The 16,433-nt window shown below is 65.9% G+C and carries 16 protein-coding genes; 7 read left to right on the top strand and 9 right to left on the bottom strand.

All coding sequences use genetic code 11. From position 1 onward, the window contains the following. The first annotated feature begins 3 nt into the window (after positions 1 to 3). Positions 4 to 2,307, top strand: coding sequence for an ATP-dependent Clp protease ATP-binding subunit ClpA (clpA, locus tag ABC419_RS12670; RefSeq protein WP_412877250.1), 2,304 nt, complete (start codon positions 4 to 6; stop codon positions 2,305 to 2,307). Between the two features lie 157 nt (positions 2,308 to 2,464). On the opposite strand, the gene ABC419_RS12665 is transcribed toward clpA, so the two are convergent. The 4 genes from ABC419_RS12665 to ABC419_RS12650 form a co-directional block, all read right to left on the bottom strand. Beyond that, on the bottom strand, positions 2,465 to 2,770 hold the full coding sequence (locus ABC419_RS12665) for a CsbD family protein (RefSeq protein WP_200216085.1): 306 nt from the start codon (positions 2,768 to 2,770) through the stop codon (positions 2,465 to 2,467). Between the two features lie 102 nt (positions 2,771 to 2,872). Further along, a complete protein-coding gene (locus tag ABC419_RS12660) occupies positions 2,873 to 4,018 on the bottom strand; it encodes a GNAT family N-acetyltransferase (RefSeq protein WP_412877251.1) in 1,146 nt (381 codons plus the stop codon). After that, complete coding sequence (locus ABC419_RS12655; protein WP_200166643.1) at positions 4,015 to 4,473, bottom strand: RidA family protein; 459 nt, start codon at positions 4,471 to 4,473, stop codon at positions 4,015 to 4,017. The genes ABC419_RS12660 and ABC419_RS12655 overlap by 4 nt, the downstream gene beginning before the upstream one ends. Positions 4,474 to 4,527: 54 nt before the next feature. Next, on the bottom strand, positions 4,528 to 5,796 hold the full coding sequence (locus tag ABC419_RS12650) for a DNA polymerase IV (protein ID WP_412878006.1): 1,269 nt from the start codon (positions 5,794 to 5,796) through the stop codon (positions 4,528 to 4,530). A gap of 126 nt (positions 5,797 to 5,922) precedes the next feature. Between ABC419_RS12650 and ABC419_RS12645 the strand changes: the two genes are divergently transcribed. Further along, the gene (locus tag ABC419_RS12645) at positions 5,923 to 6,288 is read left to right on the top strand and encodes a response regulator (RefSeq protein ID WP_125901983.1); all 366 of its coding nucleotides are present in this window, start codon (positions 5,923 to 5,925) and stop codon (positions 6,286 to 6,288) included. A gap of 3 nt (positions 6,289 to 6,291) precedes the next feature. After that, the gene (locus tag ABC419_RS12640; protein WP_412877252.1) at positions 6,292 to 7,653 is read left to right on the top strand and encodes a PleD family two-component system response regulator; all 1,362 of its coding nucleotides are present in this window, start codon (positions 6,292 to 6,294) and stop codon (positions 7,651 to 7,653) included. A gap of 107 nt (positions 7,654 to 7,760) precedes the next feature. Here the strand turns inward: ABC419_RS12640 and rpmG are convergent, their stop codons facing one another. After that, positions 7,761 to 7,928: a 50S ribosomal protein L33 gene (rpmG, locus tag ABC419_RS12635; RefSeq protein ID WP_003164451.1), complete on the bottom strand. Its 168-nt coding sequence runs from the start codon at positions 7,926 to 7,928 to the stop codon at positions 7,761 to 7,763. 126 nt (positions 7,929 to 8,054) lie between these two features. Between rpmG and ABC419_RS12630 the strand changes: the two genes are divergently transcribed. Continuing rightward, positions 8,055 to 8,669 carry a hypothetical protein gene (locus ABC419_RS12630; protein WP_412877253.1) on the top strand — a complete coding sequence of 205 codons (615 nt, stop codon included), beginning with the start codon at positions 8,055 to 8,057 and terminating at the stop codon, positions 8,667 to 8,669. 17 nt (positions 8,670 to 8,686) lie between these two features. Here the strand turns inward: ABC419_RS12630 and ABC419_RS12625 are convergent, their stop codons facing one another. Together ABC419_RS12625 and rnr are read right to left on the bottom strand one after the other, a co-directional pair. Next, the gene (locus ABC419_RS12625) at positions 8,687 to 9,394 is read right to left on the bottom strand and encodes an NUDIX hydrolase (RefSeq protein WP_412877254.1); all 708 of its coding nucleotides are present in this window, start codon (positions 9,392 to 9,394) and stop codon (positions 8,687 to 8,689) included. After that, positions 9,391 to 11,706 carry a ribonuclease R gene (rnr, locus tag ABC419_RS12620; RefSeq protein ID WP_412877255.1) on the bottom strand — a complete coding sequence of 772 codons (2,316 nt, stop codon included), beginning with the start codon at positions 11,704 to 11,706 and terminating at the stop codon, positions 9,391 to 9,393. Before rnr ends, ABC419_RS12625 begins: the two co-directional genes overlap by 4 nt. Positions 11,707 to 11,818: 112 nt before the next feature. Between rnr and ABC419_RS12615 the strand changes: the two genes are divergently transcribed. The 3 genes from ABC419_RS12615 to ABC419_RS12605 are packed head-to-tail and all read left to right on the top strand — an operon-like array spanning position 11,819 to position 15,684. Beyond that, on the top strand, positions 11,819 to 13,222 hold the full coding sequence (locus tag ABC419_RS12615; protein ID WP_412877256.1) for a pyridoxal-phosphate dependent enzyme: 1,404 nt from the start codon (positions 11,819 to 11,821) through the stop codon (positions 13,220 to 13,222). A gap of 4 nt (positions 13,223 to 13,226) precedes the next feature. After that, positions 13,227 to 14,390, top strand: coding sequence for a cystathionine gamma-synthase (locus ABC419_RS12610; RefSeq protein ID WP_412877257.1), 1,164 nt, complete (start codon positions 13,227 to 13,229; stop codon positions 14,388 to 14,390). Between the two features lie 55 nt (positions 14,391 to 14,445). Continuing rightward, complete coding sequence (locus ABC419_RS12605; RefSeq protein WP_412877258.1) at positions 14,446 to 15,684, top strand: mechanosensitive ion channel family protein; 1,239 nt, start codon at positions 14,446 to 14,448, stop codon at positions 15,682 to 15,684. 97 nt (positions 15,685 to 15,781) lie between these two features. On the opposite strand, the gene ABC419_RS12600 is transcribed toward ABC419_RS12605, so the two are convergent. Both ABC419_RS12600 and ABC419_RS12595 read right to left on the bottom strand, forming a co-directional pair. Further along, on the bottom strand, positions 15,782 to 15,994 hold the full coding sequence (locus ABC419_RS12600; protein WP_003164457.1) for a cold-shock protein: 213 nt from the start codon (positions 15,992 to 15,994) through the stop codon (positions 15,782 to 15,784). Between the two features lie 169 nt (positions 15,995 to 16,163). Next, positions 16,164 to 16,370 (bottom strand): hypothetical protein, encoded by a 207-nt coding sequence (locus tag ABC419_RS12595; protein WP_087141357.1) that lies wholly within the window; start codon positions 16,368 to 16,370, stop codon positions 16,164 to 16,166. Between the last annotated feature and the right edge of the window lie 63 nt (positions 16,371 to 16,433).

Genomic DNA, 16,433 nt, shown 5'->3' with positions numbered 1-16,433 from the left:
GCCATGCCTTCGTTTTCCCGTCCTCTCGAAGAGACCCTGCACCGCGCGGTCCACTACGCCAACGAGCGCCGGCACGAATACGCCACGCTTGAACACCTGCTGCTGGCCCTGATCGACGATCCGGACGCCTCGGCCGTGATGACGGCCTGCAACGTCGATCTGGGCGCGCTGAAGGCTGCGCTCGGCTCTTATGTCGACACGGACCTGGCCGCCCTGGCCACGGCCGACGGCGACGACGCCAAGCCGACGGCGGGTTTCCAGCGCGTGATCCAGCGCGCCGTCATCCATGTCCAGTCGTCCGGCCGTGAGGAAGTGACCGGCGCCAACGTCCTAGTCGCCATCTTCTCCGAGCGCGAAAGCCACGCCGCCTATTTCCTGCAGGAGCAGGACATGACGCGGTACGACGCGGTCAACTTCATCGCCCACGGCATCGCCAAGAAGGCCGGGGCCAATGAAGCCCGTTCCGTGCGCGGCGCCAGCCCCGAGGAGGCCGAGGACGGCTCGGTCGTCAAACAGGGCGGCGAGGCGCTGGAAGCCTATTGCATCGACCTGAACGACAAGGCCCGCAACGGCAAGATCGACCCCCTGATCGGGCGTCAGGCCGAGGTGGAGCGCTCGATCCAGATCCTGTGCCGCCGCACCAAGAACAACCCGCTGCTGGTCGGCGACCCCGGCGTCGGCAAGACGGCCATCGCTGAAGGTCTGGCCCGCAAGATCGTCAACGGCGAGGTGCCGGAAGTCCTGAAGGACGCGACGATCTACAGCCTCGACATGGGCTCGCTGCTGGCGGGCACCCGCTATCGCGGCGATTTCGAGGAGCGGCTGAAGCAGGTCGTCAAGGAACTGGAGAGCCACGACAACGCCGTCCTGTTCATCGACGAGATACACACGGTGATCGGCGCGGGCGCGACCAGCGGCGGGGCGATGGATGCGTCGAACCTGCTGAAACCGGCGCTGGCCTCGGGCAGCCTGCGTTGCATGGGCTCGACCACCTACAAGGAATATCGCCAGCACTTCGAGAAGGACCGCGCCCTGGTCCGCCGCTTCCAGAAGATCGACGTCAATGAGCCGACGATCGAGGATACGGTGAAGATCCTGAAGGGGCTGAAGACGACCTATGAGACGCACCACAAGCTGCGTTTCACCGATGCGGCCATCCGCACGGCGGTCGATCTGTCGGCGCGCTACATCACCGACCGCAAGCTGCCGGACAAGGCCATCGACGTGATCGACGAAGCAGGGGCGTCGCAGATGCTGCTGCCGGAATCCAAGCGCAAGAAGGTCATCGGCCAGAAGGAGGTCGAGGCCGTCATCGCCAAGATGGCGCGCATCCCGCCCAAGTCGGTGTCGAAGTCGGACACGGAATCCCTGCGCGAGCTGGAGACCGATCTGAAGCGCGCCGTCTTCGGTCAGGAACAGGCGATCGATCAGGTCTCGTCGGCGATGAAGCTGGCGCGGGCGGGTCTGCGCGACCCGAACAAGCCGATCGGCGCCTTCCTGTTCAGCGGCCCGACCGGCGTCGGCAAGACCGAAGTCGCCAAGCAGCTCGCCGCCACCCTCGGCATCGAGATGCAGCGCTTCGACATGTCCGAATACATGGAGCGCCACACGGTCAGCCGCCTGATCGGCGCGCCTCCGGGCTATGTCGGCCATGACCAGGGCGGCCTGCTGACCGACGCCGTCGACCAGCACCCGCACTCTGTCGTCCTGCTGGACGAGATCGAGAAGGCGCACCCCGACGTCTACAACATCCTGCTGCAGGTGATGGACAACGGGACGCTGACCGACGCCGTGGGCAAGAAGGTCGACTTCAGGAACGTCATCCTGATCATGACGACCAACGCGGGCGCCGCCGATAATGCGCGCGCGGCCATAGGCTTCGGCCGGGGCAAGGTCGAGGGCGAGGACGAAAAGGCCATTCAGCGCCTGTTCGCCCCTGAGTTCCGCAACCGTCTGGACGCCATCGTGGCCTTCAAGCCGCTGGGCGCCGAGACGATCCGCTCGGTGGTGACCAAGTTCGTGATGCAGCTGGAAGCCCAGCTGGCGGATCGCAACATCACCATCGAACTGACGGACGAGGCGACCGACTGGCTGGCCAAGAACGGCTTTGACGAACTGTATGGCGCACGGCCTCTGGCCCGCGTCATCCAGGAGCACATCAAGAAGCCGCTGGCCGACGACATCCTGTTCGGCCGCCTGACCCGCGGCGGACACGTCAAGGTCGAGTTGAAGGACGGCAAGATCGCCTTCGACATCACCCCGACCGAGGGCGCGGCGGTGAAAGAAGAGGAAGAAGCAACGGCCTGATCTTATCCTTCTCCCCTTGTGGGAGAAGGTGGCCCGTCAGGGCCGGATGAGGAGTCTTGCGACGTGAAAAAGGGGTTGCGGGATTTGTCGTCCCGCAACCCCTCATCCGTCTCGCTTCGCGAGCCACCTTCTCCCACAGGGGGAGAAGGACTTGATATCAGCGTTTGCGACCCAGGGCGCCGAGCAGCACCGCCGCACCAGCGATGATGCCGGTGGTCAGCAGCGGTTTGCGGCGGGCGAAGTCCAAGCCCTTGCGAGCGGGATCGCGCAGGTCGGCGGGGGCCTTGTCCACCATGCCGTCCAGGCCGTCGATGACGCGGCCATAGGCGTCCAGCGCCTTGCCCTTCACCTCGTTCATCTTGCCTTCGACCTGAAGCTTGCTGTCGCCGGTCAGCCGACCCAAGCCGTTCTGGGCCTTGCCCTTCAGTTCAGTCGCGACGCCTTCGATACGTTGGTCAGTCATGTTGATCCCTGTGTTGAGGAGGAGACTCACACCCCAAGCGCATCCGGCCCCCGAGGGTTCCTGGCCGGACGCCCCCTCGCGACGAAATGTCAGCCCTGAAGATCAGCCCTGGCGATAGGGCGACAACTCCGCCGTCATCGCGTGCATCTCCATCTCGACCGCTGGGCGCTCCTGTTTTAGGTAGCGGGCGACCGGATCGCGCAGCGCCGGATCGGTGATGAAGTGGGCCGAATAGACGGGGGAGGGCAGGTAGCCGCGCGCGATCTTGTGATCCCCCTGCGCGCCCGCCTCGACTCGCGACAGGCAGCGCGCGATGGCGAAGTCGATGGCCTGATAATAGCACAGCTCGAAATGCAGGAAGGGCCGATCGACCAGCGTCCCCCACTGTCGGCCATACAGGGCGTCGCGGCCGATGAAGTTGAGCGCTCCCGCCACCGGCGTCTCGCCCTCGAACGCTATGACCAGGGCGATGCGGTCGGCCATGCCGGCCCCGACGCGGGCGAAGAAGTCGCGCGTCAGATAGGGCCGCCCCCATTTGCGGTCGCCGGTGTCCAGGTAGAAGGCGAAGAAGGCATCCCAGTGCGCCTGCGTGATCTGCGCCCCGGTCAGGACGCGGATGTCGAGACCGGCCTGCGCCTCGCGCCGCTCGCGCCGGATGGTCTTGCGCCGGTTGGACGACAGGGCGGCCAGGAAGTCGTCGAAGCTCCGATAGCCGTCGTTGCGCCAGATGAATTGGATGTCCCGGCGCGGCAACAGACCCGCCTCGGTCATGGCGCGCCATTCGGCCTCAAGCGGGAAGTTGACGTGCAGGGACGAGACGCCCAGCCGCTGGGTCAGCGTCAGCGCGCCTTGCAGCAGGGCCTCGCGCACCGTGGCGGCATCTGTACCCGGCGCGTTCAGGAAGCGCGGGCCGCTCGCGGGGGTGAAGGGCACGGCGCCCAGCAGTTTGGGATAGTAACGCCCGCCCGCGCGCTCATAGGCGTCGGCCCAGCTGTGGTCGAAGACGTATTCGCCCTGGCTGTGGCCCTTGAGATAGAGGGGCATGACGCCGATCACGGCGCCGTCTTCATCATGCAGGGACAGGTGGCGCGCCGCCCAGCCTTCAGACGGGACGGCGCTGCCGGACGCCTCGCAGGCGTCAAGGAAGTCGTAGGAGACGAAAGGATCGCCGCTTGGGGCCGCACAGGCGTCCCATGCGTCCCGGCCTATGGCGGCGATCCGGTCGTTTACCTGAAGGGTGAAGCTCACTTCACCTCGATGATGGCGTCCACTTCGACGGCGAAGCCGAGCGGCAGCTTGTAGACGCCGACGGCCGAGCGCGAGTGCTTGCCCGCGTCGCCGAAGACCTGGACCATCAGGTCCGAGCAGCCGTTGATCACGCCGGGGATGGCTTCGAAGTCCGGCCCTGCCTGGACGAAGCCGCCCAGCTTGACGATTCGGACCACGCGATCCAGGTCGCCGTCGACGGCGGCGTTGATCTGGGCCAGCAGGTTGATGCCGCACAGGCGGGCGGCCTCGGCGGCCTGCTCCGGGGTCACGTCCACGCCGACGGTGCCCTTGATGCCGCCGCTGGCGTCGTTCGACAGCTGGCCCGAGATGAAGATCTGCTCGCCCGAGCGGACGTAGGAGACATAGCTGGCGACCGGCTTGGCGGGCTCGGGCAGGGTGATGCCGAGTTCAGCGATGCGGGCGTGAATGCTCATGGGGCGACTCCGTATGAAAGGGTGGAGGGGGTTTAGCGCGGCGCGGCGGCCGCGTCATCCGGGGCGTTCATTTGGTCGCTTCAACGCGCGTCCGGCCACCACGGCGGCGGCCCCGAACTTGTCGCGCAGGGCGTCGATGGCGGTCTCGGTCTTCAGGGCGCGGGTCTCGGCCGTGGCGAACAGGCCGGCGGGGGCGTCATGGGCGTCGGCGATGTCGGCCATGCCGATGCCGATCAGTCGATAGGGCACGCCCAGTTCCGGTTTCAGCAGGTCGCGCCCGGCGGCGAACAGGGCGCGCGCCGTCTGCACCGGCTCGGCCAAGGTGATGCGGCGGGTGACGATCTTGAAGTCGGTCCTGCGCAGCTTCAGCACCACCACGCGGCTGGCCGCGCCGTCGCGGCGGGCCTTGGAGGCCAGCTTTTCGCACAGGGGCCACAGCTCGGCCTCCAGCGCTTCGGCCGTGGTCAGGTCGTCGTTGAAGGTCGTCTCGGCGCTCATGCCGCGTCGGTCGTGGTCCGGGTTCACCGGGCGGCTGTCGCGCGCGTGGCTGAGGTCGTGCAGGCGCAGGCCCGTCTCGCCATAACGTCGGACCAGATCTTTCACCTCGGCGGCGGCCAGGTCGCCGATCGTTGCGAAGCCGTCCGAGCGCAGGGTGCGGCCGAACACCGGCCCGACGCCGGGCAGGGTGGTCACGGGACGCGGCGCCAACAGGCCTTGGGCCTCGGCGACGCCGATGACGGAGAAGCCGCGCGGCTTGTCCAGCTCCGACGCGATCTTGGCCAGGAAGCGGTTGGGCGCCAGGCCGATGGAGACGCTGAGGCCCGTCTCGTCCTCGATCCATTTCTGCAGGCGCGCCAACTGGAAGGCGGGCGGGCCGCCGTTCAGCCGCTCGGTGCCCTTGAGGTCGATCCAGGCTTCGTCCAGCGACAGGGTCTGGACCAGCGGCGTCAGGCGATGGACAGCGCCGAAGATGCGCTCGCTCTCGGCCACATATTTGCGGAAGTCCGGCTTGATGACCACGGCGTCGGGGCAGGCCTTCAGCGCCTTGAACATCGGCATGGCGGAGCCGACACCATACAGCCGCGCCACATAGCAGGCGGTGGAGACCACCCCGCGCTTGCCGCCGCCGACAATCACCGGCTTGTCGCGCAGTTCCGGCCGGTCGCGCTTCTCGACCGAGGCGTAGAAGGCGTCGCAGTCCAGGTGGGCGATGTGCAGATCGCCCAGTTCGTCATGGGCGATCACCCGGCGCGACGCGCAGGCGGGACACCGCGCGACCTTGCGGTCGCCGGTCCACAGGCAGTCGCGGCAGACGGCCTTCAGGTTCAAGGATGACTCCGGTTCTTCAGCTTCACCCCAACTTAAGACTGCGTGGGCGAGAGTGCACTCGAAGAAGGCGAAAAGCCCTGCGCACAGGCGCGATTTTTTGGCGAAACAGCCGGGTGACGGATGTCGAAGAAGGTCCTCATCGTCGAGGATAATGAGCTGAACATGAAGCTGTTTCATGATCTGCTCGATTCTCAGGGGTATCAGACCCTGCAGACCCGCGAGGGCTTGCAGGCGCTGGCCTTGGCGCGCGAGCATCGTCCCGACCTGATCCTGATGGATATTCAACTCCCGGAGATCTCCGGCCTGGAAGTCACAAAGTGGCTCAAGGATGACGACGAGCTGAACCATATTCCTGTCATCGCCGTTACAGCCTTTGCTATGAAGGGTGATGAAGAACGTATTCGTCAGGGGGGCTGCGAGGCCTACATTTCCAAGCCGATCTCGGTCGTCTCCTTCCTTGAAACGGTGCGGAAACACCTGGGGTAGGCGATGAGCGCACGAATCCTGGTGGTGGATGATGTCGAGGCGAATGTCCGCCTGCTCGAAGCCAAGCTGACTCTTGAGTATTACGACGTCCTGACGTGCGGCGACGGAGCTTCGTGCCTGCGTCTGGCCCGGGATGAGCAACCGGATCTGATTCTGCTGGACGTCATGATGCCGGGCATGGACGGGTTCGAGACCTGCCGCCGGCTCAAGGCCGCCGAAGAGACGCGCCATATTCCTGTGGTGCTGGTGACAGCCCTCGACGGTCGTCATGATCGCATTCGTGGGCTAGAGGCCGGCGCTGACGACTTCCTGTCCAAGCCTCTGAACGACGTCATCCTGATGGCGCGGGTCAAGAGCCTGACGCGCCTCAAGATGGTCATGGACGAACTGCGCGAGCGCGAGGAGAGCAGTCGCCGCGTTGGCATGGACACGGGCCACGTGGCTCGCCTCAAGGGCTCAGGCGGCCGTGTACTGGTCGTTGATGACAATGAACTTCAGGCCGAGATGATCGCGCGCGAGCTGTCGGTCGAGCACCGTCCGACAGTGGAGATCACTCTTGAGGGCGGGTTGGACGCTGCGCGGGGACCGGTCGATCTGGTCATCGTCAATGTCTCATCCGAAGGGTTCGATGGTCTGCGCCTCATCGCCCAGTTGCGATCCAAGGAGGCGACGCGGCGCATTCCGATCCTGGCTCTGATCGACACGCATGACCGACCGCGCTTGCTGAAGGCGCTGGACCTTGGGGCGCATGACATCCTGGCCCGTCCAGTCGATCCTGAAGAGATGTCCGCGAGGGTCCGCACCCAGGTGAAGCGCAAACGCTACGGCGATTTCCTGCGTGAAAAGCTGGACTATAATCTGGAGATGGCGATTACCGACCCGCTGACGGGTCTGCATAATCGTCGCTATATGAACAGTCAGATTCAGGCTCTGGTGGCGCGCGCCACGCGGGGCGGCGATCCTGTGGCCGTGCTGGTGCTGGACATCGATCACTTCAAGGCGGTGAACGACACCTTCGGCCATGATGTCGGAGACGAGGTTCTGCGCGAGTTCTCGGTCCGGCTGGCGACAAATGTGCGCGCTGTCGATCTGCCTTGCCGGTTCGGCGGCGAGGAATTCGTGGTCGTCATGCCTGGAACCACTCTGGAAGACGCTCATCGCATTGCGGAGCGTATTCGCCGTGACGTGGGCGCTGCGCCGTTCCGGATTGCCGGCGGCGATCTTCTAGGCGTTACTGTCTCGGTTGGCGTGGCCGCTACAGTGGGCGTCTACGACACGCCGGAAGCCTTGCTCAAACGCGCGGACGAGGGCGTCTATGAGGCCAAGGCCCAAGGGCGCAACCGCGTCGTCGCACGCGCGGCCTGAACGGTTGCAGACGTCGTTTGAAACGAAGAAAAACGCCCGGTCGGCGGACCGGGCGTTTTTCATTTCCAGCAATCAAGCGGACCGAGAGGCCCGGGGCGCGTTGGCCCTTACTTGATCTTGCCTTCCTTGAACTCGACGTGCTTGCGGACGACCGGGTCGTACTTCTTGACGACCATTTTCTCGGTCATCGTACGGGCGTTCTTCTTGGTGACGTAGAAGAAGCCGGTGTCGGCGGTGGAGTTCAGGCGGATCTTGATGGAAGCCGGTTTGGCCATCGGAAGTACCTTTGCGACGGCGAAAGCCGCATGAAACGAGAGGCGCGGAACATACTCAGGACGGGCTCAAAGTCAACGGTTTCGATGTCGCGTTGAGCGGCGTCGCAGAAGCGCTAGTGTTTCGACATGAAAACGCCTTACTTCAAGCCTGCCCGCGCCCTGTCCGTCGCTGCCATTGCGGTTGGATTGACCCTGTCCGCCTGCTCGTCCGAGCCTGCGACGCCCGCCGCAACGGCCGATGCGGCTCCGGCCACGGCCCAGGACGCCTTCTTCGCCAATCTGACCGCCCTTTGCGGCCAGCGCTTTGAGGGCAAGGTCGTCACGAACGAGGCCGCCGACTCGGACTTCGTCGGCAAACGCCTGCTGATGCATGTGCGCGACTGCTCGAAGGATGAGATTCGCATTCCCTTCTGGGTCGGCGAAGACCGCTCGCGCACCTGGGTCGTGACCCGCACCGAATCGGGCCTGCGCCTGAAACACGATCACCGCCAGCCGGACGGCAAGACCGATCCGCTGCACTGGTACGGCGGCGATACGAAGAACGAAGGCACGGCCGAGCGTCAGGAATTCCCGGTGGATCAGGAATCCATCGACCTGTTCAACGCCCAGGACGCCTCGGTCTCGACGACCAACGTCTGGGCGATGGAGGTCCGTCCCGGCAAGACGTTTACCTATGAACTGCGTCGGCCGAACCGCCATTTCCAGGTTGATTTCGACCTGACCAAGCCGGTCGCCGAATAAGACGCGAGGCCGCTGCGTCAGTCCTGATGGTCGATGACGTGGCGGCCGCGCACCATGTGCACGAAGGGCAGGGGGCGCTGCGGCGTCTCCAGCCGCTCGGCGACTTCGCCCAGCACGAAGCGGGTGATGGCGGGCAGGTCCAACCCTCGCGCCTCGTCCAGCAGAATCCAGGCGATCTCGTCCAGTTCGCCTGAGCCTTCGATGCGGTCGGGATCGCGCAGGGCCTCGACCGGGGCCATGAAGAAGCGGGCGTCGAAGCGGCGCGTGCGGCCCGGCGGGGTGATGGCGCGCGCCACATAGGACAGAACCGACAGATCGGGCAGGGCGCCCGCCTGACGATACTCTCGCCACGGTCCGGCGACCGAGGCGGTCGGTGCGGCGCGGCCCAGGATCAGGCCGGTTTCCTCAAAGGTCTCGCGTACGGCGGCCAGGGCCAGGGCGCGGGCGCGGCGGGCGGGCATCTCCGCCTGCAACCGTCGCGCGGCGTCATGCGACAGGACGCCGTCGTCGGCGGCGTTGAAATCCGCCCGGTCGATGCGGCCGCCCGGAAACACCCACTTCGACGCCATGAAGACATGACCCGACGCCCGGCGACCCATCAGCACCTCGGGACGCCGGGCGTCGCGGGTCAGGATCAGGGTCGCCGCATCCTTGGGGCGTTGCGCGCCGCCGACACGGGGCGCATCGGCCAGGTCTTGGGCTGCGTCGAAGGGGAGGGGCTTCACCGCCGCTTGCCCTTTCGGACGCCTTTCAGGCCGCCGGAGGGCTTGCTTCCGTTGCGGGGCTTGGGGCCGCCGGGGCGGCCTTTACCGCGCTTGGGCGGGCCGTCTCCACCGCGTCCGCGCATCCCATAGCGCGGGGCCGGGGCGTTGGGATCGCGCGGGTCCGGCTCGGACAGCATTTCCAGCACCAGACCGCCGGTGACGGGCGTGGCCTCCATCAGCCGCACCTCGACGCGGCGGCCCAGCGGGAACCGCTTGCCGCTGCGCTCGCCGACCAGGGCGTGAGCGCGGTCGTCGTGGGTGAAGTATTCGTCGCCCAGCGTCGAGACCGGCACCAGGCCGTCGGCGCCCGTCTCGTCCAGCCGGATGAACAGGCCGAAGCGGGTCACGCCGGTGATACGGCCGGTGAAGGTCGCGCCGACGTGCTCTTCCAGGAAGGCGGCGATGTAGCGATCCATCGCATCGCGCTCGGCGGCCATGGAGCGGCGCTCGGTCTCGGTGACATGATCGGCGATGCCGCCCAGTTCGGCGATCTCGCGGTCGGTCAGGCCGTCCGATCCCAGCTTCAGGCCCCGGATCAGTCCGCGATGGACGATCAGGTCGGAATAGCGCCGGATGGGCGAGGTGAAGTGCGCGTAGCGGTCCAGATGCAGACCGAAGTGGCCGACGTTCTCGGGGCTGTAGATGGCCTGCATCTGGGTGCGCAGGACGACTTCGTTGACGACCTCGGCGTGTGGGGTGTCGCGGGTTTCCTCCAGCAGCTTGTTGAAGCGCTTGGTGTTCGGCGCCTCGCCCTTGTTCCACGGCTTGCCGATGGTGTGCAGGAAGTCGGCCAGGTTGAAGATCTTCTCCTGACTGGGTGTGTCGTGGACGCGATAGATCAGCGGCGTGTGCGTCTTCTCCAGCGTCTCGGCGGCGCAGACGTTGGCCTGGATCATCATCTCTTCGATCAGGCGGTGGGCTTCCAGCGACTTGCGCGGCTCGATGCCGGCGATGCCGCCGTCGGGCGACATGATGATGCGGCGCTCGGGGCTTTCGATGGCCAGGGGGCTGCGGCGCTCGCGGCCCTTCAGCATGGTGCGATAGGCGTTCCACAGCGGATAGAGGATGGCCTCCATGATCGGCCCGGTGGCGTCGTCCAGCAAGCCGTCGATGGCGGATTGCGCCTGTTCATAGGACAGTTTGGCGTGGCTGCGCATCAGCCCGCGCGTGAACTTGTGCCCGGTCTTGCGGCCGTCCTTGTCGAAGACCATGCGCACGGCCATGCAGGCGCGGTTCTCGCCCTGCTTCAGGCTGCACAGGCCGTTGGACAGCACCTCGGGCAGCATGGGCTCGACCCGGTCGGGGAAGTAGGTCGAGTTGCCTTTGGCCCGCGCCTCGCGGTCCAGCGCCGTGTTCGGGCGCACATAGGCGGCGACGTCGGCGATGGCGACCCAGACGATCCAGCCGCCCGCATTGGCCGGGTCTTCGTCGCGCTCGGCATAGACGGCGTCGTCATGGTCGCGCGCGTCGGCGGGGTCGATGGTGATGAAGGGCACGTGGCGCAGGTCTTCGCGTCCCTTCAGCGTCGGGACGGCCTGATCCTCGGCCTCGCGCTCTACCGCGTCAGAGAAGCCGGTCGGCACCCCGTGGGCGTGGATGGCGATGATGGAGGCGGCGCGCGGGTCGTCCTCGCGCCCGATGTTCTCGAGAATCTTGCCGCGCTTGGGGCCATAGCGATGCTCGCCCTTCTCGACGGCGGCCAGCACCAGGTCGCCGTCGCGCAGATCCGTCGCCTGGGCTGCGGGCACCAGCAGAACGTCCTTGGAGCGCTTGTCGACCGGCTCGACCCGAGTCTCGCGCGCTGACTTGCGGATGACGCCCAGCACGCGGTTGGTTCCGGCGTCCAGCCGCTTGACCAGACGCGCCTCCCAGCCTTCGACGCCCCGGCTGAACTTGACCAGCAGCCGGTCGCCCATGCCGGGCGCCGGGCTGCGCCCTTCGCGGTCGGGCATCAGGAGCGCGCGCGGCGCGTCCTCGCTGCTCTTGACCAATTCGACATACAGCTCGCCGTCGGCGTCGCGATCCACGACATCGACCACGCCGACGGGGGGCAGGGCGCCGGCTTCGGAAAAGCCCTTGCGGCCGCGCTTACCCAGGCGGCCCTCGGCCTCCAGTTCCTTCAGCATGTCGCGCAGGGCGCGGCGCTCGGCGCCCTTCAGGCCGAAGGCGCGTGCGATGTCGGCCTTTTCGGCTTCTCCGGCCTCACGCAGGAAGGCGATCAGGGATTCTTTGTCGGGCAGGCCCGCGACGGGGCGTTTCGGTGTCTTGACCATTGCGCCCTTTCTAACGCGCTTCGCGGCGAAAAGGTGAAAACTTGCATGAGTTGACCGCGAGGGTCGCGACGCCCAGCTTCCCCCTGAAACCCGTGCAACGGAGCCTGCTTTCATGTCGATGACCGACAATCCCGTCCTGTCCCGCCCCGTGGGGTCGCTGCTGGACCTGATCGGCAAGACGCCGATGGTCGAGGTGACGCGGATCGACACCGGCCCCTGCCGCCTGTTCCTGAAGCTGGAGAGCCAGAACCCCGGCGGCTCCATCAAGGACCGCATCGCCCTGTCGATGATCGAGGCGGCGGAGAAGGCCGGCTGGCTGAAACCCGGCGGCACCATCGTTGAGGCCACGGCGGGCAACACGGGCCTGGCCCTGACCCTGGTCGGCAAGCAGAAGGGCTACAACGTCCTGCTGGTCATCCCCGACAAGATGTCGAAGGAGAAGATCCAGCACCTGCGCGCCATGGGCGCCGACGTGCGCCTGACCCGCTCGGACGTGCCGCACGGCCACCCGGAATACTACACCGACATGGCCGAGCGCCTGGCCCAGCAGATTCCGGGCGGCTATTTCGTCAACCAGTTCGCCAACGACGCCAACTCCGAGGCCCACTTCAAGACGACCGGCCCGGAAATCTTCGAGCAGATGGACGGCGACATCGACGCCTTCGTCGCCGGCATCGGCTCGGGCGGGACGATCACCGGCAACGCCCAGTATTTCAAATCGCAGGGATCGAAGGCCAAGATCATTCTGGCCGACCCGGTCGGCTCGGCTCTGGCGGGCCTGATCAATGACGGCGTGGCCGGACCGGACGGCAGCTATACCGTCGAGGGCATCGGCCAGAACTTCATGCCCGAGACGACCGATCCCGATCTGATCGACGTCGCCTATTCCATCCCTGACGCCGAGGCGATCGCCACGGTGCGCGAACTGCTGCTGAGGGAAGGCATTCTGGCGGGCTCGTCCTCGGGCACCCTGATCGCCACGGCCCTGCGCTGGTGCCGTGAGCAGACCGAGCCGAAGCGGGTCGTGACCTTCGTCTGCGACACCGGCGCCAAGTATCTGTCCAAGGTCTACAACGACGCCTGGCTGGCCGATCAGGGCCTGGCCGAGCGCGAACTGCATGGCGACCTGTCGGACCTGATCAATCGCAAATACGCCGCCGGCGACGTGGTGGTGATCGGGCCGAAAGACACCCTGGACACGGCGTTCAAGCGGATGCGCGGCGACGGCCTGTCGCAACTGCCGGTCATTCAGGACGGCCGTCTGGTCGGCATTCTGGATGAAAGCGACATCGTCCACATCATGAACACCGACGAGATCACCCGTCAGGAGCGCTTCGCCAAGCCGGTCGCCTCGGCCATGACTCGCGATCTGGACACGCTTCAGGTGACGGAGTCGCTGGACGCCCTGATCCCGGTCTTCGACCGCGACCGCGTCGCCATCGTGCTGGACGGCGAGACCTTCGTCGGCCTGATCACCCGCACCGACCTGATCAACCACCTCAGCCTGAACCGGTAAGCCTATGTCTGAACTGAAGAACCGCCAGGGCTTTTCGACCCGCGCCATCCATGCGGGCCAGCAGCCGGACCCGACGACGGGCGCGGTGATGACGCCGATCTACGCCACCTCGACCTACGCCCAGGAAAGCCCCGGCGTGAACAAGGGCTATGAGTATGCTCGCGGCAAGAACCCGACGCGCGAGGCGTTCGAGGCCTGCATCGCCGACCTGGAAGGCGGGGTTCAGGCCTTCGGCTTCGGCTCGGGCATGGCGGCGACCTCGACGGCGCTGGAGCTGCTGGACGCCGGGGCGCACATCATTACCGGCGACGACCTGTACGGCGGTTCGTGGCGGCTGTTTGAGCGGGTGCGCCGTCGCTCGATGGGGCTGGACTTCAGCTATATCGACCTGACCGACTTGACCGCCGTCGAGGCGTCGATCACCGAAAAGACGCGGATGCTGTGGGTCGAGACGCCGACCAATCCGCTGATGAAGCTGGCCGATATCGAGGCCCTGTCGAAGCTCGCCAAGGCGCACAAGCTGATCTTGGTGGTCGATAACACCTTCGCCACGCCGTGGAGCCAGCAGCCGCTGGCGCTCGGCGCCGACGTGGTCATGCACTCGGCGACCAAATATCTGAACGGCCACTCCGACATCGTCGGCGGGGTTCTGGTCGCCAAGGACGCCGAGATGGCGGCCCAGCTGAAGTTCCTGCAGAACTCGATCGGCGGCGTCATGGGGCCGTTCGACGCCTTCCTGGCCAATCGGGGACTGAAGACGCTGGGCCTGCGCATGAAGGCGCATAATGAGAACGCCCTGGCCGTCGCGCGCTGGCTGGAAGACCGAGCTGGCGTGGCCAAGGTCATCTATCCGGGCCTTATCAGCCACCCACAGCACGAGCTGGCGGCGCGCCAGATGAACGGCCGCTTCGGCGGCATGGTCACGGTGCTGATCGACGGCGACCTGGAGCGCACCAAGCGGGTGCTGGAGCGGGTGCAGGTCTTCACCCTAGCGGAATCGCTGGGCGGCGTCGAAAGTCTGGTGAACCATCCGGCCATCATGACCCACGCATCCGTGCCTAAAGAGGTGCGCGAGGCGGGGGGCGTCACCGACAACCTGATCCGCCTGTCGGTCGGGGTCGAAGACATCGACGACCTGATCGCCGATCTGGATCAGGCCATCGGCTGAGACTGATCGAGGCGCCGGGGTTCAAAACCCCGGCCGTCCTGCCTAGGCTGGCGTCATGTTTGATTTTGTCGCCATGCGTGATCGCCTGGCGGAGTTCCCGATCGCGGAGATGCTGATCGGGCTCTGTCTTCTCGTCCTAGTCGCCTTTATCGCGGACTTTGTGGTCCGCCGCATTCTGACCCGGTTGATCCTGCGGATCGTCGGTCGGGCGGTGCATGATCTCGACACCTTGTTGCAGCCCGTGGTGCGCAGCTTCACCCGCGTCGTTCCGGCCGTCATCATCCATCAGGGCATAGGCGGCGTGCCGCATCTGGCGCCCGGCTTCGTCACCCTGGTCCAGAACGTGGCCGGGGCCTTCATGATCGTGGGCGTGGCCATCGGCATCGGGGCTGGGCTGGATATGGCCAACGCCCTCTATGCCCGCTCGCCGCGCGCCCATCGCCGCAGCATCAAGGGCTATCTGCAGGTTCTGAAGATCGTCATCTACGCCATCGCCACCATTCTGGTGATTGCGGCCCTGATCGACCGGTCGCCCTTGCTGCTGCTGTCAGGGCTGGGCGCGCTGGCGGCGGTGCTGATGCTGGTGTTCAAGGACACCATACTGTCGCTGGTGGCTTCGGTTCAACTGAACTCCAACGACATGCTGCGCGTCGGCGACTGGATCGAGATGCCCCAGGTCAACGCCGACGGCGACGTCATCGACATCGCTCTGCACACGGTGAAGGTCCAGAACTGGGACAAGACCATCACCACCATCCCGACCTGGCGGCTGATCAGCGAGTCCTACCGCAACTGGCGCGGGATGCAGGACAGCGGCGGGCGCCGCATCAAGCGGTCCCTGCTGATCGACCAGACCAGCGCGCGCTTCCTGACCGAGGCCGAGCGCGAGCGGATGCGGCGCTTCCTGCTGATCGACGACTACCTGGCTGACAAGAGCGCCGAAATGGCGGACTGGAACGCCAAGCTGGTCGAGGCCGGACGCGATCCGGTCAATATGCGGCGCTCGACCAACATCGGCGCCTTCCGCGCCTATGTGCAGAACTATCTCGAGAACCATCCGCGCATCCGTCAGGACATGACGCTGCTGGTGCGCCAGATGCAGCCGACGGAGACGGGCCTGCCGCTGGAGATCTACGCCTTCACCGCCACCGTGGCCTGGGCCGAGTATGAGGCGATCCAGGCGGACATCTTCGATCACCTGCTGGCGATCCTGCCTGAGTTCGATCTGCGCCTGTTCCAGTCGCCCAGCGGGGCGGACTTCGTCCAACTGCGGCGGCCCTCGCTGGCGGCCTAGGGCGCAAAAGAAAAGCGCGCAGAGGGCGACCCCTGCGCGCTTTAAATCCTGTCATCGTCGGCCTGTCATTGCTGACGCGGCTGGCGATGGAGCCGGATCAGCCTTCGGTCTTCAGTTGACCAGCCGATTCCTTGCCCGAGCGACGGTCGCGCTCGATTTCGTAGGAAACCTTTTGGTTTTCGTCCAGGCCGCGCAGGCCGGCTTGCTCAACAGCCGAGATGTGGACGAAGACGTCCTTGCCGCCGTCGTCCGGCTGGATGAAGCCGTAGCCTTTGGTGGAGTTGAACCATTTAACAGTGCCGGTAGCCATTTTCAGGACCTCCGCTAGAAGTTGGCCTCAGAGAACGTCCCTGAAGACCTGTCGGGTCTGTATGGATCGGCTTAGACCTCGGTGCGCGGGGCAGAAGGCAGAGCGTTACGCAGAGAGATCGACCCCTTTAGGGTGGACCCTCCGGTGTCCTAATGCAAGAGCCGGTGCGTCAGGGCTCGGCCGTTTCCGGCGGCGACACCCAGTTCTCCTGACACAGCTTACGCAGGGCCGAGGTGATGGTCGAGCCGTAGAGCGCATCCTGGATCCGCTCATAGCCCTCCAGCTTCAGGGCCTGTTTGACATCGCCCACCGTGCGGCAGGAGCCGCTTTCGGCCAGTTGGTACGCACGTTCCAAAGTCGTCGGTCGAAAAGTCATGACCGCAACCTAGGCCCTTTCGGGCGAAAGATGAAACCGGGCGCCTGAAACGGCGGCGCGTCG

The organism is Brevundimonas phoenicis, assembly GCF_047237745.1.
In the GTDB taxonomy this organism is placed as follows: Bacteria; Pseudomonadota; Alphaproteobacteria; order Caulobacterales; family Caulobacteraceae; genus Brevundimonas.
This window is presented reverse-complemented; position numbering and strand designations above follow the sequence as displayed.

Excerpts from the sequence above, each read along its gene's own strand:
- ABC419_RS12600 (WP_003164457.1), bottom strand. The coding sequence starts at position 15,994 with ATGGCTACCGGCACTGTTAAATGGTTCAACTCCACCAAAGGCTACGGC.
- ABC419_RS12610 (WP_412877257.1), top strand. The coding sequence starts at position 13,227 with ATGTCTGAACTGAAGAACCGCCAGGGCTTTTCGACCCGCGCCATCCAT.
- ABC419_RS12595 (WP_087141357.1), bottom strand. The coding sequence starts at position 16,370 with ATGACTTTTCGACCGACGACTTTGGAACGTGCGTACCAACTGGCCGAA.
- ABC419_RS12640 (WP_412877252.1), top strand. The coding sequence starts at position 6,292 with ATGAGCGCACGAATCCTGGTGGTGGATGATGTCGAGGCGAATGTCCGC.
- rnr (WP_412877255.1), bottom strand. The coding sequence starts at position 11,706 with ATGGTCAAGACACCGAAACGCCCCGTCGCGGGCCTGCCCGACAAAGAA.
- ABC419_RS12605 (WP_412877258.1), top strand. The coding sequence starts at position 14,446 with ATGTTTGATTTTGTCGCCATGCGTGATCGCCTGGCGGAGTTCCCGATC.
- ABC419_RS12615 (WP_412877256.1), top strand. The coding sequence starts at position 11,819 with ATGTCGATGACCGACAATCCCGTCCTGTCCCGCCCCGTGGGGTCGCTG.
- ABC419_RS12645 (WP_125901983.1), top strand. The coding sequence starts at position 5,923 with ATGTCGAAGAAGGTCCTCATCGTCGAGGATAATGAGCTGAACATGAAG.
- ABC419_RS12665 (WP_200216085.1), bottom strand. The coding sequence starts at position 2,770 with ATGACTGACCAACGTATCGAAGGCGTCGCGACTGAACTGAAGGGCAAG.
- clpA (WP_412877250.1), top strand. The coding sequence starts at position 4 with ATGCCTTCGTTTTCCCGTCCTCTCGAAGAGACCCTGCACCGCGCGGTC.
- rpmG (WP_003164451.1), bottom strand. The coding sequence starts at position 7,928 with ATGGCCAAACCGGCTTCCATCAAGATCCGCCTGAACTCCACCGCCGAC.
- ABC419_RS12630 (WP_412877253.1), top strand. The coding sequence starts at position 8,055 with ATGAAAACGCCTTACTTCAAGCCTGCCCGCGCCCTGTCCGTCGCTGCC.
- ABC419_RS12655 (WP_200166643.1), bottom strand. The coding sequence starts at position 4,473 with ATGAGCATTCACGCCCGCATCGCTGAACTCGGCATCACCCTGCCCGAG.